Annotated in this window: 24 protein-coding genes; 17 read left to right on the top strand and 7 right to left on the bottom strand. The window is 32.4% G+C overall.

Annotated features, from left to right (window positions below):
- Positions 1 to 2: 2 nt before the first annotated feature.
- The 5 genes from priA to nadC all read right to left on the bottom strand — a co-directional run bounded on the left by priA (position 3) and on the right by nadC (position 5,518).
- Positions 3 to 2,450, bottom strand: a complete 2,448-nt coding sequence (gene priA, locus QE431_RS07730; protein ID WP_307294541.1) for a primosomal protein N' — start codon at positions 2,448 to 2,450, stop codon at positions 3 to 5.
- Between the two features lie 24 nt (positions 2,451 to 2,474).
- The gene (gene bla-B1-FLAV / locus QE431_RS07725; protein WP_307294538.1) at positions 2,475 to 3,221 is read right to left on the bottom strand and encodes a subclass B1 metallo-beta-lactamase; all 747 of its coding nucleotides are present in this window, start codon (positions 3,219 to 3,221) and stop codon (positions 2,475 to 2,477) included.
- A gap of 9 nt (positions 3,222 to 3,230) precedes the next feature.
- On the bottom strand, positions 3,231 to 3,659 hold the full coding sequence (locus tag QE431_RS07720) for a DUF2147 domain-containing protein (RefSeq protein WP_307294535.1): 429 nt from the start codon (positions 3,657 to 3,659) through the stop codon (positions 3,231 to 3,233).
- A 1-nt stretch (position 3,660) separates the two neighbouring features.
- Complete coding sequence (locus tag QE431_RS07715) at positions 3,661 to 4,584, bottom strand: YihY/virulence factor BrkB family protein (protein WP_057118471.1); 924 nt, start codon at positions 4,582 to 4,584, stop codon at positions 3,661 to 3,663.
- Between the two features lie 76 nt (positions 4,585 to 4,660).
- Positions 4,661 to 5,518: a carboxylating nicotinate-nucleotide diphosphorylase gene (gene nadC, locus QE431_RS07710; protein WP_307294531.1), complete on the bottom strand. Its 858-nt coding sequence runs from the start codon at positions 5,516 to 5,518 to the stop codon at positions 4,661 to 4,663.
- Positions 5,519 to 5,858: 340 nt separating this feature from the next.
- Between nadC and QE431_RS07705 the strand changes: the two genes are divergently transcribed.
- The 6 genes from QE431_RS07705 (at position 5,859) to rlmH (ending at position 11,156) form a co-directional block, all read left to right on the top strand.
- Positions 5,859 to 6,959 (top strand): DNA alkylation repair protein, encoded by a 1,101-nt coding sequence (locus tag QE431_RS07705; RefSeq protein ID WP_307294528.1) that lies wholly within the window; start codon positions 5,859 to 5,861, stop codon positions 6,957 to 6,959.
- Positions 6,960 to 7,393: 434 nt separating this feature from the next.
- On the top strand, positions 7,394 to 8,275 hold the full coding sequence (locus QE431_RS07700) for a pirin family protein (RefSeq protein WP_307294526.1): 882 nt from the start codon (positions 7,394 to 7,396) through the stop codon (positions 8,273 to 8,275).
- 2 nt (positions 8,276 to 8,277) lie between these two features.
- The gene (locus tag QE431_RS07695; protein WP_057118475.1) at positions 8,278 to 8,673 is read left to right on the top strand and encodes an OsmC family protein; all 396 of its coding nucleotides are present in this window, start codon (positions 8,278 to 8,280) and stop codon (positions 8,671 to 8,673) included.
- Between the two features lie 5 nt (positions 8,674 to 8,678).
- The gene (locus QE431_RS07690; protein ID WP_134141808.1) at positions 8,679 to 8,960 is read left to right on the top strand and encodes a GNAT family N-acetyltransferase; all 282 of its coding nucleotides are present in this window, start codon (positions 8,679 to 8,681) and stop codon (positions 8,958 to 8,960) included.
- A gap of 221 nt (positions 8,961 to 9,181) precedes the next feature.
- Entirely contained in the window at positions 9,182 to 10,591 is a 1,410-nt protein-coding gene (locus tag QE431_RS07685; protein ID WP_307294519.1) for an adenosine deaminase, read from the top strand.
- A gap of 91 nt (positions 10,592 to 10,682) precedes the next feature.
- Positions 10,683 to 11,156 (top strand): 23S rRNA (pseudouridine(1915)-N(3))-methyltransferase RlmH, encoded by a 474-nt coding sequence (rlmH, locus tag QE431_RS07680; protein WP_307294516.1) that lies wholly within the window; start codon positions 10,683 to 10,685, stop codon positions 11,154 to 11,156.
- A gap of 57 nt (positions 11,157 to 11,213) precedes the next feature.
- Here rlmH and QE431_RS07675 read toward each other — a convergent pair whose 3' ends face one another.
- On the bottom strand, positions 11,214 to 11,846 hold the full coding sequence (locus QE431_RS07675; RefSeq protein ID WP_307294513.1) for a hypothetical protein: 633 nt from the start codon (positions 11,844 to 11,846) through the stop codon (positions 11,214 to 11,216).
- 140 nt (positions 11,847 to 11,986) lie between these two features.
- Positions 11,987 to 12,811, bottom strand: coding sequence for a dihydropteroate synthase (gene folP / locus QE431_RS07670; RefSeq protein ID WP_307294511.1), 825 nt, complete (start codon positions 12,809 to 12,811; stop codon positions 11,987 to 11,989).
- A gap of 146 nt (positions 12,812 to 12,957) precedes the next feature.
- Here folP and QE431_RS07665 point away from each other — a divergent pair, with 146 nt between their 5' ends.
- The 11 genes from QE431_RS07665 (at position 12,958) to kdsA (ending at position 22,464) form a co-directional block, all read left to right on the top strand.
- Positions 12,958 to 13,500 carry a DUF1599 domain-containing protein gene (locus QE431_RS07665; RefSeq protein ID WP_053473476.1) on the top strand — a complete coding sequence of 181 codons (543 nt, stop codon included), beginning with the start codon at positions 12,958 to 12,960 and terminating at the stop codon, positions 13,498 to 13,500.
- Positions 13,501 to 13,585: 85 nt separating this feature from the next.
- The gene (locus tag QE431_RS07660; protein WP_307294499.1) at positions 13,586 to 14,686 is read left to right on the top strand and encodes a BT_3928 family protein; all 1,101 of its coding nucleotides are present in this window, start codon (positions 13,586 to 13,588) and stop codon (positions 14,684 to 14,686) included.
- A gap of 139 nt (positions 14,687 to 14,825) precedes the next feature.
- Entirely contained in the window at positions 14,826 to 15,485 is a 660-nt protein-coding gene (locus tag QE431_RS07655) for an alpha/beta hydrolase (protein ID WP_307294498.1), read from the top strand.
- 317 nt (positions 15,486 to 15,802) lie between these two features.
- Positions 15,803 to 16,300: a TlpA disulfide reductase family protein gene (locus QE431_RS07650; protein WP_307294495.1), complete on the top strand. Its 498-nt coding sequence runs from the start codon at positions 15,803 to 15,805 to the stop codon at positions 16,298 to 16,300.
- Between the two features lie 95 nt (positions 16,301 to 16,395).
- Positions 16,396 to 17,148, top strand: a complete 753-nt coding sequence (tpiA, locus tag QE431_RS07645; RefSeq protein ID WP_057118485.1) for a triose-phosphate isomerase — start codon at positions 16,396 to 16,398, stop codon at positions 17,146 to 17,148.
- A 153-nt stretch (positions 17,149 to 17,301) separates the two neighbouring features.
- Positions 17,302 to 18,135 (top strand): 50S ribosomal protein L11 methyltransferase, encoded by an 834-nt coding sequence (gene prmA, locus QE431_RS07640; protein ID WP_307294492.1) that lies wholly within the window; start codon positions 17,302 to 17,304, stop codon positions 18,133 to 18,135.
- Positions 18,136 to 18,172: 37 nt separating this feature from the next.
- Entirely contained in the window at positions 18,173 to 18,448 is a 276-nt protein-coding gene (locus QE431_RS07635; protein ID WP_057118487.1) for an ATP-dependent Clp protease adaptor ClpS, read from the top strand.
- 64 nt (positions 18,449 to 18,512) lie between these two features.
- Positions 18,513 to 19,796, top strand: a complete 1,284-nt coding sequence (locus QE431_RS07630) for a sterol desaturase family protein (protein WP_307294488.1) — start codon at positions 18,513 to 18,515, stop codon at positions 19,794 to 19,796.
- Positions 19,793 to 20,473, top strand: coding sequence for a lysoplasmalogenase (locus QE431_RS07625; RefSeq protein WP_307294485.1), 681 nt, complete (start codon positions 19,793 to 19,795; stop codon positions 20,471 to 20,473). Before QE431_RS07630 ends, QE431_RS07625 begins: the two co-directional genes overlap by 4 nt.
- Positions 20,474 to 20,537: 64 nt before the next feature.
- Complete coding sequence (locus QE431_RS07620) at positions 20,538 to 20,984, top strand: 2-dehydro-3-deoxyphosphooctonate aldolase (protein ID WP_134141127.1); 447 nt, start codon at positions 20,538 to 20,540, stop codon at positions 20,982 to 20,984.
- 661 nt (positions 20,985 to 21,645) lie between these two features.
- Complete coding sequence (gene kdsA, locus QE431_RS07615; protein ID WP_057118492.1) at positions 21,646 to 22,464, top strand: 3-deoxy-8-phosphooctulonate synthase; 819 nt, start codon at positions 21,646 to 21,648, stop codon at positions 22,462 to 22,464.
- Positions 22,465 to 22,483: the final 19 nt, after the last annotated feature.

Genomic DNA, 22,483 nt, shown 5'->3' with positions numbered 1-22,483 from the left:
CATTAATAGAAATCTACATTACTCACAACTTTTATAGCTCGGTATTGAGCCACGGCCTCAAAACTATTCAACATTTTCTGAATAGTTTTTTTTGTGTTTCCGAGATGGAGGTTTTGCGGAATCTTAATTAAAATAGTCCTTATATACTCATTTCGAATTCTGCTGATAGCAGGCTCTTCTGGTCCCAAAACAGGCATTCCTAAATTTTGGCTTAAAACCTGATACAACCACATTGATCCTTCTTTTAGTTTATCAAAATCCTTGTGTTTTAAAGTCAGTTTTATAATTCTGAAATAAGGCGGATATTTATAAATCTGTCTATCATACAATTGCTCTTTATACATACCCATATAATTATGGTTTGTAACTTGCTGAATTGTATTATGGTTTGGATTATAGGTTTGAATCACTACTTTTCCTTGTTTTTCAGACCTTCCGGCTCTTCCGGCAACTTGAGTCATCATTTGAAAACTGCGTTCAAAAGCCCGAAAATCTGGATGATGCAGCATATTATCTGCATTCATAATTCCAACCAGACTTACATTATCAAAATCCAGTCCTTTGGCCAGCATTTGAGTTCCGACCAAAATATCAATTTCTCGATTTTTAAAGGTATCAATAATCTTTTCAAAACCATATTTACCTCGAGTGGTATCTTGGTCCATCCTAGCGGTTTTAGCCTTCGGAAAAAGAGAGATTAACTCCTGCTCGATCTGCTCGGTACCAAATCCTTTTGTAGTCAAATCGATGCTGGAACAGCTGTGACAATTGGTAGGTTTTGCGATAGAATAGCCGCAGTAATGACAGCGAAGCTGGTTTTTATGTTTATGATATGTCAAACTCACATCGCACTGCTGGCAATGCGGCACGTGACCGCAAGTCAAACATTCTATTATAGGAGAATATCCTCTCCTATTTTGAAACAAAATTACTTGTTCGCCTAAAGATAAGGCTTCTGCAATTTCTTCTATTAAAAGGTCGCTAAAATGACCTGTCATTCTTTTTCTGAAATGTTTGTCTTTTAGGTCAACCAAAACAACTTCGGGCATACGAACATTTTTATAACGTTCTGTAAGCGTAACCAAACCATATTTTTCATTTTGAGCATTAAAATACGTCTCAATACTAGGAGTTGCAGAACCTAAAAGAACTTTAGCATTATGAAAATTTGCCAATACAATTGCCGCATCTCTCGCATGATATCTCGGCGCTGGATCAGTCTGTTTAAAAGTCTGCTCGTGTTCTTCATCAACAATCAGCAAACCTAAATCATTAAAAGGCAGAAACAAAGCTGACCTTGCTCCTATTACAATTTGTGCTTTCTCTGAATTTTCGAGTGTTTGCTTCCAAACCTCAACTCTTTCATTATTACTGTATTTCGAATGAAAAACTGCAACTTTATCTCCAAAATGAAGTCGTAAACGAGAAACCAATTGTGTTGTAAGCGCAATTTCTGGAAGCAGGTACAAAACTTGTCTTCCCGTATGAAGATATTCTTCAATTAATTTAATATAAATTTCCGTCTTTCCGCTTGAAGTTACACCGTGAAGCAGACAAACTTCTTTTTCAGAAAAACTTTCTTTAATTGCCGTAAAGGCATTTTGCTGCGCTTCACTTAACTGAAGTTCTTTTTCAGATTTTTCTCCGTTAAACGAAACGCGATCGTGCTGCAGATAATATTCCTCAAAAATTTCATTCTTAACCAGAGTTTTTATAACAGCCGAAGTGCAGCCTGAAATTTCTACTATTTTTTTCTCGGTTACAGGTTTCTTTTCTGAAGCGCTAATTTGAAAATAAGCCAAAACAATTTCCTTTTGTTTATTACTTTTCAAAACTTCAAGCAATTCTTGTAAACCTCGATCTGTTTCGTATTGCGCATGCAATTTCACATAGCGAACCAATTTTGGCTTATATGTTTCTTTTATTTCTTCTTCTAAAACTATAATATCTCTGGCGATTAATTTTTGAAGAATTGGCAGAATATTTTTTCGATTTAAAATTGAAGCAATCTCCTGAACTTTAAGCGAACTCTGATGTTGCAGCGCTTCATAAATCAAAAATTCATCGTCAGAAAGTTCAGAATCATTGACAATAACTTCTGGTTTATGCGAGACAATTGTTTCACTTTCTAACAATAATCCAGTTGGAAAAGCTCCACGATACACATCACCAATTCCACACATATAATAGTTAGCAACCCAAAGCCAGTGTTTGATCTGGGTTTCGGTTGCAATTGGCTTTTCATCTAAGATTTGGTGAATTTCTTTTGCCTCATATAATGTTGGTGCATTTTCATGTATATCCAGAACAAGCGCCGTATAGATTTTATTTTTACCAAAAGGCACCGCAACCCTCATTCCTTTTTTAATAAAATGGAATTCTGCCTCAGAAACGCGATATGTAAAGGTTTTTGCTAAAGAAAGCGGTAAAATAACTTCTATAAAAAACATGCAATTATATATATGAGTGGAAAATTACTTTTTTCCTAAAGATTTTTGAGCCAAATACTCATCAACCAATTTTAAAGTATGATTTAAAGATTCTGTATTAGTCCAATCTTCGTGGCCTGGAATAATATAAATTGGATTTTTAAATTTTGACTTTACTTTACCTATTGATTGCTTCCATTCTTTTACATCAGAATCTCCCAAATAACCTAAATCTTTGGCATCGGCACTCTTAATAAAACAGCCTCCGTAAAGCACTTTTTCTTTCTCAAACCAAGCTACAATATTATCTGATGCGTGTCCTTTTCCTGGATAATAAACTTCAAAAGTATACTGCCCGACTGTAAAAGTTTTATCATTCGGAATTATAAATTCTGCTCTTGGTTTGCTTTCCTTTTTAATAATATCGTCCGTTAATTTTATAGTGTAAGTTTTGATTCCTTTTTTTCTATAAAAATCTAATCCGCCAGCACGATCATCATGAGAATGTGTGGCAAAAAGCATCACAACCTCTTTATGATGTTTTGTTTTTATACTATCCAATAACGGTTGAAACTGAGTTTTATCCCAAGGCGCATCAAATAACACAACACCTTTGTCTGTAACCAGATACATGGCATTGGCTGAAATCTTTGTTCCCTGATAATCACTAAAAGTTCTATAAACATAAAAGTCACCTGTAAGATGACTTATTTGTAATGGCGAATTCTTAGATTGTGCAAAACTATTTGAAGCTATGACTAAGAATAAAATTATTGAAGCTAATTTTCGCATTATTTTGATTTAATTTTTCACACGTGTCCAATACTGTGTTCTTCCCATAATAGAAACTCCCACATAACCACGAAGTTTTAATTTATCTGCAGATTCTAGTGCAATATAACATTTGTATTTTTTACCGCTTGTTGGGTCTAGAATTGTTCCTCCGTTATATTCAGAACCATCTTTCTTAAGGCCGTTAATAATAACCATTCCTAAAATAGGTTTATTTTTTTCTGCGCCATCACATTTTGTACAAAGATCTTTTTTATGACTTTCACGAAGAATTTCTATAACTTTTCCATAAACTTTTCCTGACTTTTCGTAGATTTCTACAATAGATTTTGCTTCACCTGTTTCGTCATCAATGGTCTTCCATTTTCCAATTACACTTTGACTTTGCATGGTCAGGGCAAAGAAGAACACTCCGATAGTTAGCATCAAATTTTTCATATTATTTTTCTTTTTTTTGTTTTAATTTTCTGATAGAAGCATTCAATTCGAACCCTAAAAGCAGAATCATACAGTTTATCCAAATATAAAACATTAGAATTAATAATGTTCCAATAGAACCATAAAGTTCGTTATATTTTGAAAATTTTATAACCCAAATCCCAAAAAAGAACGAAGATATAACAATTAAGATCGTGGTAAAAACAGAACCTATACTTATAAAAGGAACTTTATTATACTGTTTTGTTCCATAACGCAATAATATTGAAGATGTTATCAAAATCATTAAAATAACAAATAAATATCGTCCTAAAATAATCAGAGGAATCCTGTCACTTAAAACATCCTGAATGATTGTTTTTTGAATGAATACCTCAAAAACAACAATTGTCGCCACTGTCACAAACAAAATAATCGTCATAACAAGCGAAATTGCCAATGCAACCAAATACTGACTAAAAAAACCACGTTTATCAAAAACGTGTTTAGAAGATTCAAAACCGCTTAAAATTCCGTTAATACCATTTGCCATTAAAAAAATAGAAAGTAAAAATCCAGACGATAATAAGCCGGAGTGACTATTATTTAAGATATCGCTGATAATTTTACTAATCGCATCGTATGTATTTGGAGGGACACTCTGCTGCACAAACTGCAAAAAATCTTCCTGAAAATTGTCTATCGGAATAAACGGGATCAAGTTTAAAATAAACAGCGCAAAAGGAAATAAAGCCATAAAAAAGCTAAAAGAAACCGCACTTGCATGATATGAAAATGCTCCTTCAAGAATTCCTAAAGTATACATTTCAAGCAAATCATATAATGAGAAACCTTCGAGCCAAGGCAGCTTTATTCTTTTTAAAAGTCGGGCCAGGTTGCGTATTACAGGCAATTTTTCAATCCGAGCTTCTATCTCCTGCGACATATTTTTTTGATTTTAGATTGTTGAGTTTAGATTTTAGACTGCAAACCTAACTCATAACTTATAACTCAAAACTTCACTAAAAAGCTTTTAAACTCAAATCCATGTTGTAAACTGAATGTGTTAAAGCGCCAGATGATATATAATTGACACCGCAAAGAGCATATTCGCGAATTGTTTTTTCGTTGATATTTCCCGAAGATTCTGTCTGGCATTTTGTACCAATCAATTTTACTGCCGTTTTTGTGTCTTCATAATTAAAATTGTCGATCAAGATTCTGTGAACGCCGTCGCTCAACAAAATTTCTCTGATTTCATCTAAATTACGAGCTTCAACAATAATTTTTAAATCGAGATTGTTTTCTTTTAAATATTCTTTTGTTTTCGAAATTGCGCGTGTAATTCCTCCAGCAAAATCAATATGATTGTCTTTTAGCATTACCATGTCATAAAGCGCAAAACGGTGATTTTCTCCACCTCCTATTTTTACTGCCCATTTTTCAGCCGCTCTAAAATTTGGCGTTGTTTTACGAGTATCTAATATTTTAGCACCAGTTCCTTCTAAAAGCTGAACATATTGACTAGTTTTAGTAGCAATAGCCGACATTCGCTGCATAGTGTTTAAAACTACTCTCTCAGCTTTTAAAATAGACTGCGAACTTCCCGAAACTTCAAAAACAACTTCGCCATATTCTACATGCGTTCCATCTTCGATAAAAGTTTTTACTTTTAATTTTGGATCTACATGTTCAAATATCATTTTGGCAACTTCAACTCCGGCAATTATTCCCTGATCTTTTACCAATAATTTAGCCTGACCGTGTGCAGTATCTGGAATACAGGCAAGCGAACTGTAATCGCCTGTACCAACATCTTCTCTAATGGCGTTGCTTATCAAAAGTTGTAATTCTGCTTGAAATTGGGCTTCACTAATCATTTTTCTATTTTTAATAAGATGCTAAATTAGGATATATTTTATGGATTTGAAAGTTTACTTTCTGCAAAAAGTTCCTTATTAACTTAAATTTATATTTAAATCGCCTATTTTTTTAAACACATAGGAACATAGATTTTTGCAGACTTTTAAAAGACGTTCACTTATATAAATTCACATAGCAGCGCTTATAAACTATGTGTTAGAATCTAGATTTTTTTTTTAAACTTTTTATTGAATGTTCCTATAAAAATCTATGTCTCTATGTATTAATTTTTCTCGCACAATCTACATCATCAATTAAAAACATTAAATATCTTTGAGGTTCAATCAAGCAAAATCTATGGGGTTAATTAAAGACATTTATTCGGTTTCTTTTTACGAAAAATTTAGTCAGGCTGTCGCCGAAGTCCATCCTTCATTCAACAAACAAAAATTTATTGAAGCAATTTACGAAGACGATTTTGCTCAAAAAGAATGGAAAGAAAGAATGAAACACACCACAGTTGTGTTACACCAATTTATGCCTCAAAATTTTCCTGAAGCTGTTTTTGTAATTGATAAAATCATCGAAAATCTCAAGAAAAATAAATTTACTGAGGGCAATCTCGCATTCATATTCTTTGCAGATTATATCGAAATGTACGGTTTAGACGATTTTAAAACCTCAGCAAAAGCCTTTGTTTCGATAACACAATTTATAAGCTGTGAATTTGCTGTTCGTCCTTTTATTTTAAAGTATAAAGAACAAATGATTGACGAAATGGTAAAATGGTCACTTCACGAAAATCATCACGTACGAAGATTAGCCAGCGAGGGATCACGCCCGCGATTACCGTGGGCAATGGCTATTCCGTTTTTAAAAAAAGACCCTTCTTCTATTCTGCCTATTTTAGAAAATCTAAAAAACGATCCTTCAGAATATGTCCGCAGAAGCGTAGCCAATAATTTAAATGATATTGCAAAAGATAATCCGCAGATTGTACTTGAAATTGCTTCGAGATGGAAAGGTCACACCAAAGAAACCGACGCAATCATAAAACACGGAAGCAGAACTTTATTAAAACAAGGTCATCCAGAAATTTTAAGTCATTATGGCCTAGAAAGCACTAATATTGAACTTTCTAATTTTGAAATTAAAACACCAACTGTAAAAATTGGTGATTATCTTCAATTTCATTTTCAGTTAAATAATAAAAACGAAGAACCTAAAACCGTTCGTTTAGAATATGCTGTCCATTATAAAAAAGCAAAAGGGCATTTGGCAAAAAAAGTTTTTAAAATCAGCGAGAAAATTTATCAGCCTAATCAATTAACTAAAATTGAAAGAAATCAGTCTTTTAAGTTAATTACAACTCGAGTTTTTCATACGGGAAATCATCAACTGTCGATTATCATAAATGGAACTGAAAGTGAAGTTTTAGAGTTTGAATTGATTGATTAAAAAAACAAATTTCGCAAATAATCAAGTTTTAGTCGTCAGTTTGTCATTTCGACGAAGGAGAAATCTTCGCAAGAAACTCGACAAAGATTGAATTCTCGTTGCGGAGCTACTCGTGGAGATTTCTCCTTCGTCGAAATGAAAAAAAAACATCAAAACATCAAAATCAACAGAGAATATACATCGAAAACAACAAGCTCCAGCGAAGCGATATTATTTCGGTCCACTGGAGCTTTACGATTAGGGTATTCTTTTTCTATAAATATCTCGTCCCGCTGGGACTTTACTCTACTAAATTCATTTAATAAATAAACTTAATAAACGATTTTCCTTACTTTTATAATTCGAAAATCCAATAACAACTTTTCTTAACCTAAATTAAGTTACAGATTTCATCACAACTGTAATTTTGTTTTCAAATCAAATCAAAATACCACATGTCAAATATCAGTTTAATTATCGAAGAACGTGCTGCCAATATTGGCAACTTTATGGTAGGCCGTTTACTGCCTTTCCGTGAAAAAAGAGCTGTTGGTCCATTTGTTTTTATCGATCATATGGGACCTGCACATTTAAGTGATCATGAAAATATGGATGTTCCGCCTCACCCGCATATCGGACTTTCGACTCTTACTTTTTTGTTTGAAGGAAGCATTATGCATCGCGATAGTTTAGGAACCGAATTAGAAATAAAACCCGGCGCCGTAAACTGGATGACGGCCGGAAAAGGAATTGTTCACTCAGAAAGAACGCCTGAATATTTAAGACATTCAGATAAAATGCTGCACGGATTACAGATTTGGGTGGCGCTTCCGAAAGAATTGGAACAAATGGACCCAAATTTTACCCATGTTGAAGCAGATGACATTCCGGCTTGGGAAGAAGATGGCGTATCTTATAAATTAATTGCAGGTGAAGCTTTTGGCAAAAAATCTCCCGTTCCTGTTTACAGTCCGTTGTATTTTATTGAAATTAAAAGTACTGAGGCAAAAAAAATCAATATCGGACATCATTTATTCGGCGAAAGCGGTTTGTATATTTTAGAAGGAAGTATCAAAAGCGGAGAATATGTTTACGATCCGAAACAAATTTTAATTACAAATGACAGTACACTTTGTGAGTTTGAAATTGCTGAAAATTCTACAGTGTACATCTTTGGAGGACAGCCATTTCCTGAAGAACATTTCATCTTTTGGAATTTTGTTTCTTCGGATAAAAACCTCATCGAAAAAGCAAAAACAGACTGGACAGCACAGACTTTCCCGAAAGTTCCAGGCGAAACAGAATTTGTTCCATTACCAGAACCAAGAATCAAATAAATATGGATACAATTTCAGCAAAAATAGATACGCGTTTGTATCGAACAGAAGTAAAATCAGCGAGCGATAATGTTCTAATTTCCGATGAACCGCAAGAATTGGGAGGCAAAAATTTAGGATTGAATCCAACAGAGCTTTTGGCAGCTTCATTGGCTTCCTGTACCGTAATTACGTTGAGAATGTACATCAATCGTAAACAATGGGACGTTTCTGAAATAAATGTCAAAATTGATTTTGAAAGAGATGCTGAGCGAAGTGTATCAGTATTTACAAGAAAAATCGAAGTAATAGGCGAAGTCGACGAAACACAAAGACAACGTTTGGAAACCATTGCAAACAGCTGTCCGATTCATAAAACACTTACGCATTCAATAGAAATTAAAACCACATTAATATAATAATCATGGAAATTCAACAGATAAACGATACACGAAAAGGATATTTTGAAGCAATAGAAGACGGAAAAGAAGCAGGAAAAATGACTTACACTTGGGCAGGAGATTCAAAATTCATAATCGACCATACAGAAGTAAGTCCAGATTTTAACGGAAAAGGTGTAGGTAAAAAATTAGTTTTAGCCGCTGTGGATTATGCAAGAGCTAACAATGTAAAAATTATTCCGCTCTGTCCTTTTGCAAAAAGTGTTTTTGATAAGGTTGAGGAAATACGTGATGTACTTTCTTAAAAGAGATGCTAAGGTTCTAAGTTGCTAAGATTCTAAGTTTTTTTTAACCGCAAAGTTCGCAAAGTTTTTTTAGGCAAAGCTTTTGCGAACTTTTGCGTTTGTATTAAGCTATGTCTGGAATACAACCCTGCGTTCTTTGCGTTAAAAAACAAACACAAAGAAATTCGATTTTTAAATTTCTCCGAAAAGTCGTATATTTGCATGTAATTTAAACTTAGAGTATGACAAGGATAATTACGCTTTTCTGTATTTTTATAGCACAAATCAGCTTTTCTCAATCGGCTGAAAGTTATTTAGAAAAAATCAGAAATAATGAAGCTCTCTTAACAGCTTTTTTTCAACAAATGCCAAAAGGAGGCGATTTACACCACCATTTTTCAGGATCAATTTATGCAGAACCGCTTTTGGAAAGAGCCATTGCAGAAGACTTTTATTTGAATTTGGAAACTATGGCAGTTTCGAAAACCAAACCTGAAAAAGGAAACTGGCAGCGTTTTTCATCTCTTAAAGAAAAATTACCATTTTACGAACAACAAATTATGCAGACATGGTCGGTTAAAGATTATAATGGTTCTGTACCTTCTGATGATCAGTTTTTTGATTCTTTTATGAAATTCGAACCTACAATTGCAGGTCATTTTGCCGAAGGAATGCTCGAATTAAAAAAACGCGCCATTGCTGAAAATTTATCTTATATCGAAACGCAATTATCAACAATTCCATGCGATATGAATGTTTCAGATTTGACAGATTTCAATGCGAGACTTCGTCAGGCTTCTGCTCAAAAAGATGAAAAAGCAGTTTTAAAACTTTTAGACGAATTGTATAAATCAATTCAGAAAAAAGACGCTAAAAAATATGCAGATGAATTCAACAATAATTTCCTAGCAAAACTTCACAAAGACTTAAAAATTGACGATGAGCGTTTTACAATGCGTTATCAAAACTTTGTACTGCGTTTTATGGAACCGGTTGATTTATTTAAAAATCTGGTTATCGCTTTTATTTCATCAAACGAAAGCAAATTAACTGCAGGCGTAAATATCGTTTCTCCAGAACATGGTGAAAATTCCATGAAAGATTATTGGCTGCATATGGTGATGTTTAAATACTGTAATTCTAAATTTCCAAATGTAAAATACACGCTTCATGCAGGCGAACTGACTTTAGGTTTGGTACAGCCGGAAGATTTAACATGGCATATTAATGACGCAATTTATATCGCGGGCGCTAAAAGAATTGGTCACGGAGTTGATATCGCTTACGAAGCAAATTCGTATGATTTATTGAAATACATGTCTAAAAACAATATTCCGATCGAGATCAATTTAGTAAGTAATGAGTTCATTTTGAAAGTAAAAGAAAACAGACATCCGTTTACACTTTACAAAGAGTTCAATGTGCCAATTGTAATCAGTACAGACGATGCCGGAATTTTGAGAAGCAATATGACAGAACAATATGTTTTATTAGCTAAAAGATATCCCGATGTTTCGTATGCTACCATAAAACAATATGTTTATAACAGCATCAATTACAGTTTTATTCAGGATGAAGCCGTTAAAAAACAATTGGTTAAAGATTTAGATAATAGATTTAAAAATTTTGAAGCGAAATTTTCTAAAAATTAAACTCTAAACCTAACAGGTTTTAAAAACCTGTTAGGTTTGCCCATATCTATAAAAAATAAAATTCGTGGAATTCGTGGAAAAAAAATAACTAATGAATATCAAACTTATCGCCATAGGTAAAACAGACAATAAATCGTTGCAGACTTTGATTGACGATTACACCAAACGTTTGTCGTTTTACATCAAATTTGATTTGGAAATTATTCCCGATATCAAAAACGTTAAGAATTTATCTGAAAGTCAGCAGAAAGAAAAAGAAGGCGAATTAATTCTGTCTAAACTTTCGCCAACCGATCAATTGATTTTATTGGATGAAAATGGAAAAAACTTTTCCAGTGTTGGTTTTTCTAAAGAATTACAAAAGAAAATGAATTCCGGAATTAAAACGCTTGTTTTCGTAATTGGCGGCCCTTACGGATTTTCAGATACAGTTTACAGCAAAGCCCAAGGAAAAATTTCGCTTTCGCTGATGACGTTTTCGCATCAAATGGTTCGTTTATTTTTTATAGAGCAATTGTACCGCGGATTTACAATTTTACGAAATGAACCTTATCATCATCAATAGTTTTTTGTTTCTTTTGTTTCAGGTTTCCTTTGTTTCAGGTTTCCTTTGTTTCACGTATTAGAAAATGAATTCCACTGGAAGCGTATCAAGATTGTGAGTCACATCTTTTTGGAGTAGAATCTTATATTGAATATATTCTTCATAACTCATATTCTTATCAAATAAAAAAACTAAATCTGGTACTTTCGCAAACTTTATACTGTAAAAATGTTTTAGTATTTCTGATATTTTTATCTCCTGATTTCTCATAAAAACTCGTTTTTTCCCTTTACTAAAATAAACCACAAAACTTCCCGCAGCAGGTTTCTCCATTTTATAAAACACTTTCGTGAAAGGCAAAAAGGCTAAATTTTTTCCAACAGAATCTGCGTACGAGTAATAATTTTCGGCATTTTCGTTTTTATGCGCGCTATCTGCACGCTTTTTTTCCTGTAGCTTCATCACTTCCGGAATTACCAACTTCAAAGGCAGGCGCTTATCAATATTGAATATCCAATTGGTCGAAATGATACTGCTTTTTCGGTTCACTTCAGCAATTGTATCTTTTCCTTCGACTTTAAAAAAGATGTAAATTGGCGAAAGATCTTGTACTTCTTTTACAATTGTTACGTTAGATTTTGGAAGTAAGACGTCTTCTTTTTTTCCACAGGAAAAAAGAAAAAAAGCGATAATTAGGGTAAAGTATTTCATGCTTTTTTATTTTTTTTAATGCAAAGTTTGTCATTTCGACGAAGGAGAAATCTTCGCAAGAAACTCCACAACGAGAATTAATCTTTGTCGATTTAACAACGAAGATTTCTCCTTCGTCGAAATGACAAAAAATGTCGAGATTATGAATTCATTTTCTCAAACAAAGCCACACACTCCACTGCTTCTTTCACATCATGAACTCGAAGAATCTTTGCTCCTTTTGTTAACGCAATTGTATTTAGAAATGTTGTTCCGTTTAAAGCTTCTTGCGGCGTAATATCAAGTGTTTTATAAATCATTGATTTTCTTGAAATTCCAGCTAAAACAGGCAATTCTAAAACATTAAAAAGCTCCATTTTCTGCATCACTTCATAATTTTGATCGGTTGTTTTGGCAAAACCGAAACCTGGATCTAAAATCAAATCGTTGATTCCTAAAGCTCTTGCTTTTTTAACTTTTACAGAAAAATAAAAAAGCATTTCTTTTACTATATCTTCATACTGCGTTAAACTCTGCATCGTCTGCGGATTGCCACGCATGTGCATCATAATGTATGGTACATTGTATTTTGCAATTACATCAAACATTTTATCATCGAGTTCGCCAGCTGCAATATCATTTATAATCGCAGCACCGCTTTCTATGCTTACTTTTGCAACTTCGGCTCTAAAGGTGTCAATTGATAATAATGCTTTTGGAAAATGCTTTAAAATCAATTCTATGGCGGGAACAATTCGGGCGATTTCTTCTTGTTCAGAGACAAATTCGGCACTTGGTTTACTGGAATAAGCACCAATATCAATAAATGTCGCACCTTCAGAAATCATTTTATCTACCTGCGAGATAATTTCGTCTTCGTTTTTATATTTTCCTCCGTCAAAGAAAGAATTTGGCGTAACATTTAAAATTCCCATTACTTTAGGAATCGATAAATCTATAAGTTCGCCTTTGCAATTAATTGTCATTTGTTTATTTTGTTTCAGGTTTCCGGTTTCAAGTTAGCGTTAACACTTTGTTTAGAAAAAACTTGAAACAAAGAGAACCTGAAACTTGAAACTCTTAAAAAATTATCCTTATTTTTGAAGAAATTTTAGCAAATATACAGCAATAAATGAAGAATACTTCCCTTGAATTTGATAATGTAATTACGGTTTGCCGCACCTTATTTATCAATAAAATGAAAGATTACGGCAGTGCATGGAGAATTTTAAGACTTCCGTCATTGACCGATCAAATTTTCATAAAAGCACAAAGAATCAGAAGTTTACAGGAAAATGATGTCCGTAAAGTTGATGAAGATGAAAAAGGAGAATTTATCGGAATTATCAATTATTCTATTATGGCTTTAATTCAGTTAGAATTAGGTGTTGTTGATCAGCCTGATTTAGACGTTGAAAAAGCAACTGAATTGTATGACGCTAAAGTAAAGTTAACGAAAGATTTAATGGAAGCTAAAAATCACGATTACGGCGAAGCGTGGCGTGACATGCGTGTAAGTTCTTTAACAGATTTGATTCTGCAAAAATTACTTCGCGTTAAGCAAATTGAGGATAACAAAGGTCTGACTTTAGTTTCTGAAGGAATCGATGCCAATTATCAGGATATGATTAATTATTCTGTTTTTGCTTTAATTTTAAACCCCATCAATAAATAAAAATTCCAAAAAAGAAATCCCAAATTCCAAAGTCTAATATTGGAAATTGAGATTTTAATAAATTGGAATTTAAATAAATCTTCCTATGAAAAACATCATTACTCAATTCTCCCGATTATTTGTCGGTGTATTATTTATCATTTCCGGATTAATAAAACTAAACGATCCTGTTGGTTTCTCTTATAAATTGGCCGAATATTTTAGCGAACCAGTTTTCAATATGCCTTTTTTAGAGCCGTTGGCTTTAGGCTTAGCAATTTTCTTGGTAATTTTAGAAGTAGTTTTAGGAGTAATGCTGTTAGTTGGTTATAAATCAAAATTGACAATTTGGGCATTATTACTTTTAATCGTTTTCTTCACATTCCTTACCTTCTACTCTGCTTATTTTGATGTAGTAAAAGATTGCGGTTGCTTTGGAGATGCATTGCATTTAACACCTTGGCAGTCATTTACAAAAGATGTTGTTTTACTTTTCTTCATTTTGATTTTATTCATTAATAAAAAATTAGTAAAACCTTTATTTTCAAAATTAGTTACCAACTTAATTACTTTAATAAGCATTGTTTTGTGCGTTTTTATGGCAGTTTGGGTTTTAAATCATAACCCAATCAAAGATTTTCGTCCGTTTAAAGTAGGCTCTAGTATCCCAAAAGGAATGGAAATTCCAGAAGGAGCTCCAAAATCTGTTGTAGAAATGATTTTCGTTTACAAAGTAAACGGCGTTGACAAAGAATTTACAGAAAAAGATTTAATGAATATTCCAGAAGGAGCAACATTTGTAGATAGAAAAGACAAAGTGATTACAGAAGGCTATATACCTCCAATTCACGATTTTACAATGACAAAAGATGATTCTGATTATAAAGAAGAATTACTTCAAGAGCCAAAATTGGTTATTTTTGTTACTTACGATTTGACAAAATCAAATCCAGAAGGAATGAAAAAACTAGCTAAAGTTTCGGCAGATGCCAAAGCAAAAGGTTATAAAGTAATTGCAATGACTGCTTCTGGTGCTGATGAAATTTCAAAAGCTAAAAAACAATACAACTTAGATACCGATTTTTATTTCTGTGATGCAACAACTTTAAAAACAATCGAAAGAGCCAATCCAAGTATCGTTGTTCTAAGCAAAGGCGTTGTTGTAAAAAAAGTACATTACAATGATGTTGAAGATTTGAAATTGTAATATCATTTAAAATATTTAAAGCGCTGATAAACTTATTGTTTTATCAGCGCTTTATTTTTACTTGCAGTCTGTTCAAACTTAACTTTTTGATTACGAATAAAAATCTCACATGTGATCAAACAAAAAACAAATTTAATAAATGAAAAAACTCATTAAAGCCTTAACTTTTTCGCTTACAATTTTATCTAGCATTTTATCTTTTTGCCAGGCAAAAAATGAGAACCAACGTTACATTTTCTTTTTTCACAACAAATTTGTTCAAGAAAATCCCTTAAACGCAGCTCATCCTGAATATGGAAAAGCAGAATACAATGAGATTTTAGAATCATTCAGAAAAGATAATTTTATTGTTTTTAGTGAAAAAAGAAAGAAAAACACAAATTCTGCTGAATACGCAGAAAAGATTGTAAAACAGGTAAAAGCATTAATAAAAAAAGGCGTCCCTCCAAATCATATTACAGTAATTGGAACTTCACAGGGCGGTTATATTGCCCAGTACGTTTCGACTTATTTAGCAAATCCAGATGTGAATTTTGTATTTATTGGATGCTTTAGAGATTCTGATATTCAAGAAATTCCTGATATTAATTTCTGCGGTAATATTTTAACCATTTACGAAAAATCAGACATTTATGGCGTTTCAGCTGTCAAAAGAAAAGAAACTTCAAAACTCCAAGTAAATCACTTTAAAGAAATCGAATTGAATACCAATCTTAAACATGGTTTTCTTTTTAAAGCTTTAGACGAATGGATCGTTCCAAGTAAAAAATGGGCAAATGGAAATTATAATTTGAATTAAAAAAAATAATATTAAGGTCTTCAAAAATCAAATTTATTGAAGGCTTTTTTCATTGAAATCCGACGTTTTTTATGTCCTAAAATTGTTCTTCAATTTAAAAATTTCACCCATTTTTCAAATCTCATAAAATTCATTTAGAAAATTACACGATTTTAACCTCAACTATTACGTTTTCATTCATCTTTTTCTAACCTAAAATTGTTGTTTTGTTACAAAATAAACGACTCTTCAAATTTTGTTAATCTACATTTCGCTTTCAATTTGTTTGTTTAACTTTGTGAATTCAGTACTTAATTTTAAAATAATTTAATTTACATATGAAACAAATTGCCCTAATTGTAATTGCATTTATTACTTTTTCATGTTCACAAGCTCAGAAAACTAGTTTTTCTAAAGAAGCTTTATCCGAGAAATTATTAGGAACAGACAATAGTCAGACTACATTTAAAAACATTCTGAAAAAATATAAAGGAAAAACTTTAGTTATTGAAGTTTGGGCTTCTTGGTGTGGGGACTGTGTAAAAGCAATGCCAAAACTAAAAGAATTACAAGCTAATAATCCTAATGTTTCTTACTTATTCATTTCGGCTGATAAAACTACTGATAAATGGAAAGCTGGAATCGAAAAACACGAATTAAACAAAGGCGATCATTATATGATGAATGATGGCATGAAAGGTCTTTTTGGAAAAGCTATTGATTTAGATTGGATTCCGAGATACATTGTTGTGGATAAAACAGGAAAAATTGTGCTTTACCGCGCTATAGAAACTGATTTTGCTAAAATAGACGAAACTTTAAAAGGATTGAAATAATTCAATAGCAATGTCAATTTCAAAAATCAATTTCAATTTGTCTTTGACCTTACTTCATAAAACAAAAAACAAAAAAATAATATAAAACTACCAAAATGAGAAAATCGATTGTTGCAGGAAACTGGAAAATGCATAAAAATGCTGCTCAAACTGAAGAATTATTAAACGAGTTAATTGCTAAAATTCCAGCAAAAACGAATGCACAAGTTATTGTAGCTCCAACATTTGTAAACTTACAAGCTGCTGCTGCAAAATTAAAAAATACAACTATTGGAGTTTCTGCTCAAAATGTTCACCAAGCTGAAGGCGGTGCTTTTACAGGAGAAATTTCTGCAGATATGTTAACAAGCATTGGCGTTAATACAGTTATCTTAGGTCACTCTGAGCGTAGAGCTATTTTCCACGAAACTGACGCTTTAATCGCAAATAAAGTTGATACAGCTTTAAAACATGATATGACAGTTATTTTCTGTTTTGGAGAAGAATTAAAAGACCGTCAATCTGATAATCATTTTAATATTGTTGAAAATCAATTACGTGACGGATTATTCCATATCGCAAAAGAATCTTGGGAAAAAGTTGTTCTAGCTTATGAGCCAGTTTGGGCTATTGGAACTGGAGAAACTGCTTCGCCTGAGCAAGCTCAAGAAATGCACGAATTCATTAGAGAAACTATTCGTAAAGCTTTTGGAGCTGAAATCGCTGATGAAGTTTCTATTTTATACGGTGGTTCTGTTAAGCCAGAAAACGCTAAAGAAATCTTTGGTAAACCAGACGTAGATGGTGGTTTAATTGGTGGTGCTGCTTTAAAAGCTGATGACTTTTTAGCAATTGTTACTGCTATCTAATTTTAGATTTTAGATTTTAGATTTTAGATTTTAGATTTATACTTACAAAAACCATTCGCGATGCGAATGGTTTTTTCGTATTGGGATTTGGAATTTGGCTTTTTTAAATTGAATTTTATAATTTAAGAATTACCTTTTGCAAAAAAATTATTTATGTCGAATATATATTTAGGATATCATTTTACGATTGAGCCAAAAGAACTTGGTTCGGAGATTTTAGTTGCTGAGTTGGGCGAAAAAGCGTTTGAAAGTTTTACAGAAACAGAAAACGGGATTTCGGCTTTTGTGAAGAAAGATTTATGGGACGAAAATATTCTAGACGATATTTATATTTTACAATCTGAAGAGTTTAAAATCGAATATACTGTTGAAGAAATAGATCAGGTAAACTGGAATGAAGAATGGGAAAAGAATTTTGAACCTATTGATGTTGACGGAAAATGCCACGTTCGTGCTCCGTTTCACCCAAAGACTGATGCAGAATTTGATATTGTAATCGAACCAAAAATGAGTTTTGGAACTGGTCATCATGAAACAACACACATGATGATTCAGCATTTATTAGAAATGGATGTTAAAGGTCTTAAAACTTTGGACATGGGCTGCGGAACAGCAATTTTAGCAATCTTGGCTGAAATGAAAGGTGCTGAACCAATAGACGCAATTGATATTGACAATTGGTGTTATTTGAATTCTATTGAAAATGCCGAACGCAATAATTGTAAACATATCAGCGTTTATGAGGGCGATGCAGCTTTATTGGCAGGCAAAAAATATGATTTAATTATTGCAAACATCAATAGAAATATTTTATTGAATGACATGCAGGCTTATGTTGATTGTTTGAACCCAAAAGGAATTATACTTTTTAGCGGTTTCTATGAAGAAGATATTCCGTTTATCGATGCTTCTTGCGTTGAAAAAGGATTGACTTATGTTAAAAAGTTTCAAAGAAACAACTGGGTATCATTAAAATACGTAAATTAGATATTAGTAATTACATCAGTACAAAAACTTAAAAAAAATGAGTACTAAAGAAAAAGTTAGAGAAAGAATTCGCGAGAAAGAAGCAACGGGTTTCAATAACGAAATCATAGTTTACAATGACGATGTAAACACTTTTGACCACGTAATTGATACTCTTATGCGTGTATGCAGTCACACAGCTGAACAAGCTGAGCAATGCTCTTTAATTGTACATTACAACGGAAAATGCACTGTAAAAACAGGGCCAATAGACAAATTAAAACCTCAATGTACACAACTTTTAGAAGCGGGACTTAGCGCTGAAATCGTTTAGTTGAAAATATTTTAAAAAACATTCTATTTTATTCTATATTTGAATTAAATAGAATGTTTTTTTTATGGAGGAATATGGACAGATATTGATTATTGCAATGCCTATTTTTTTGACCTTGATTATCATCGAAAAAATATACGGTATTTATATAAAAAACGACACCGCTCCTCTTATAGACAGTGTATCAAGCATAAGTTCTGGAATAACTAATTCTGTAAAAGATGTTTTGGGTCTCAGCATTACTTTTCTCTCCTACGAATGGCTGGTTTCTAAAATTGCATTACAGCATTTAGAAGCAAATGTCCTCTCCTATTTCATTGCTTTTTTTGTTATTGATTTTTACGGATATTGGAGCCATCGACTAGCACATCAAATTAACTTTCTTTGGAACAAACACGCCATTCATCACAGTAGTGAAGAGTTTAATCTTGCGTGTGCGCTTCGTCAGCCTATTGCCAGCTTGGTTAATTTATTTACGTTCTTATTGATTCCCGCAGCTCTTTTGGGAGTTCCAGCTTCTGTAATTGCAATAACACTTCCTATTCATTTGTTTTTACAATTTTGGTACCATACCAAACACATTAAAAAAATGGGATTTATTGAACAAATTCTAGTAACTCCTTCACATCATCGTGTACACCATGCGATTAATCCAGAATATTTAGACAAGAATCATTCGCAGATTTTTATTTTCTGGGATAAACTTTTTGGCACTTTCCAGGAAGAATTAGACGATGTTCCGCCAGTTTTTGGAATCACAAGACCTGCTAATACTTGGAATCCTATTAAGATTAATTTCCAGCATTTAAGCTTATTAGTAAAAGATGCCTGGCGAGCTCCTATATTGAAAGACAAATTAACGATCTGGTTTAAACCAACCGGCTGGCGTCCGGAAAACTTTGAAGAAAAATATCCCATAAACAAAATTGAAAATGTTTTTGATTTTGAAAAATACGGAACACAAAACCCTCAAAGATTAGTTTACTGGGCTGTAATTCAAGTTTTAATCACTTTATTATTTGTAAGCTATCTATTTGAAAATATTGCCAAAATTGGTTTTCCAAACATCTTTATTTATGGCTTTTTTATTTTTATTACGATCTACAGTTACTCAGAATTAATGGATAAAAGCAGATTTTCTGTTTTATGGGAAAGTTTGAGATTGATAACAGTAATTGGTATTGTGGCTTACTTTGGAGATTGGTTTGGCTTAAATCGTGTAATTCCCATTAGTAATTATATTATTTTTACATACTTAATATTCTCTCTTTTCGTGACAATCTATTTTGTCAATATTGAATTTAAGAACAAACCAAAACCATATATCAATCATAATCCCCTATTATGAGAAACTCTTATTTTTACAAAATTTATTTAGCGTTCAGTATACTATACCTGATTATTCTGGTATCTGGTTACGAGCGATTCGATCTGTTTTTAAAACCCATATTAATACCAATTATTGGGTTTGGTGTTTATTTTTTTAGAAAATTTCCAACTAAAAATACCTTATTAAGCGCACTTGTATTTTCTTGGATTGGAGACGTTATTCTGTTATTTACAGATCTTGGTGAAATATATTTCATATTGGGTTTAGTATCTTTTTTGACAGCCCATATTATCTATTGTATTTTGTTTAATCAACTGAATAAAATTAGAAAAAAGCAGAACAGATCAGTTTTTATTTTTGGAAGCATTTTAATTGCTTTATATTTAATTGGCATGGTTTCTTTTTTAATGCCGTTTTTAGGAGATCTAAAAATTCCTGTTACAATTTATGCATCAATTATTTCCATTATGCTTTTATTTGCCTTTAACGGATTCTTAGTCTGGGAAAAACCTGGTAATTTACTCGTTTTTTTAGGAGCATTTTTCTTCATTATATCGGATAGTATTTTGGCGATAAACAAATTTTATGCTCCAATTCCGAAAAGCTCATTTTTTATTATGCTGACTTATCTTCTGGCACAATATCTGATTGTAATTGGTATTTTAAAACTAAACCGCAAAAAAGTAGAAGAATAATTTTTGAGTGTTCAAAGCTGTATTTGGAATACTGAAACTAACTGTTATTACAATATTATAACCCATGAAAAAAATAACCCTTTTTATTGTTTTATTAATCACTGCAACTTCTTGCGTGAGTACAAAATCAACCTTAAAAAATGTAGACGACAATGCGCCTGATTTGATTTTGAAGAAAGACAATACTTTCCTTATCACTCAATTTGCTAAAGACAAAAAATACGGTTACGATCCTGATTATCCAATAAATATATTTTTTCAAAATACTAATAGCGAAACTCTTAATGAATCTCGTTTCCTGAATGCGCTGGCGGGACCAAGCGGTGAAAAAATTACTTATACAAAATTAGAAACCTGTTGTCCGTTTCCAACCAAAAGAAGTAATATGGGCGCTGGTTTTTTGAATGTTTACGAATTGAAATGGGAAGGACAGAAAAAGCCGATTAAGCTTTATTTGAATGTTTATGAAAAAGGAATTTTAATGGTTCCTGTGGGATTGAGGCTCAAATAAGAAAATCAACTTTAAACTAAATGATATTATAAGAATTCAAAAAATGTTTGGTCCCATTTCCTTAATCTTAATTATTTTACCCATATTCTTTCAACTTATATTTGGAACCATTGCCGCTAAGCAAACCATTTCTTTTAAATTTTGGACTGTTTCTTCAGCTAATTTTGTTTTGCAAATATTTTTTTCAATAGTATCATATTCAATAGCTTCATATAATTTTAATACTTATTTTGACAAACATCCTTCTGAACTTAGATGCGGAACAGGATTTGGTGTTCTTATTATAGCAATGTTCTTCCTTGTGTTTATCCTTATAATTTTAATAATCATTCAATATTTTATTAAAAGATTTTATAAAAAAAGATATGATTAACGCAAGTATAGCATTTATAAACAAAAGCAAAAGCTTAATAAATTAACTTAAATTTTCTTAATTCCACTAAACTCTAGCCCTGATAGAAGCGGAAATCCTTTTTTGAGAAAGCCTGTTTTTTCTGGTTGCTGCAGAGCGACCAACGGAAGCTCCTGCAGTGACCAAGAAAAAAAGGATTGCGATAAAAAGATTGTAGCGGATAGCAGGATTGGCTTCATAAAATAATCTTAAATCTTCATCTTGTATTCATAAATCATGACTACCTTTGCACTGTCAAAAAATCATATTATGAATTTACAACATATTCCACAAATTAAGCATACTGACAGCGGAAACTTCTTTTTATTGGCGGGACCTTGCGCTATCGAAGGAGAAGAAATGGCTCTTAGAATTGCTGAAAAATTAGTTGGTATTACCGACAAACTTCAGATTCCTTATGTTTTCAAGGGATCTTTTAAAAAAGCAAACCGATCTAGAATTGATAGTTTTTCTGGAATTGGTGACGAAAAAGCTTTAAAAATCTTAAGAAAAGTTTCTGAAACTTTCCATGTTCCAACGGTTACAGATATTCATACTAACGAAGATGCTGACATGGCTGCTCAATACGTAGATGTTTTGCAGATTCCAGCTTTCTTAGTGCGCCAGACTGACCTTGTAGTTGCAGCAGCAAATACTGGAAAAGTAGTTAACTTAAAAAAAGGACAATTTATGAGTCCTGAGAGCATGAAACATGCTGTACAAAAAGTATTAGACTGTAATAATGAAAATGTTATGGTTACAGATCGTGGTACCATGTTTGGTTATCAAGACATGATTGTTGATTTTAGAGGTATTCCTACTATGCAGCAATATGCTTCTACGGTTCTAGATGTAACGCATTCTTTACAACAGCCAAATCAAACTGCTGGTGTTACAGGAGGAAGACCTGATATGATTGAAACTGTTGCTAAAGCTGGTATTGCAGTTGGAGTTGACGGAATTTTTATTGAAACACATTTTGATCCGGCAAATGCAAAAAGCGATGGTGCTAATATGCTTCATTTGGACTATTTTGAAGGTTTAATGAACAAATTGGTAGCTATTAGAAAAACAGTCAATACATTTTAATTTATAATACTTAAGTTCT

The sequence above is a fragment of the Flavobacterium sp. SORGH_AS_0622 genome, assembly GCF_030818825.1.
In the GTDB taxonomy this organism is placed as follows: Bacteria; Bacteroidota; Bacteroidia; order Flavobacteriales; family Flavobacteriaceae; genus Flavobacterium.
This window is presented reverse-complemented; position numbering and strand designations above follow the sequence as displayed.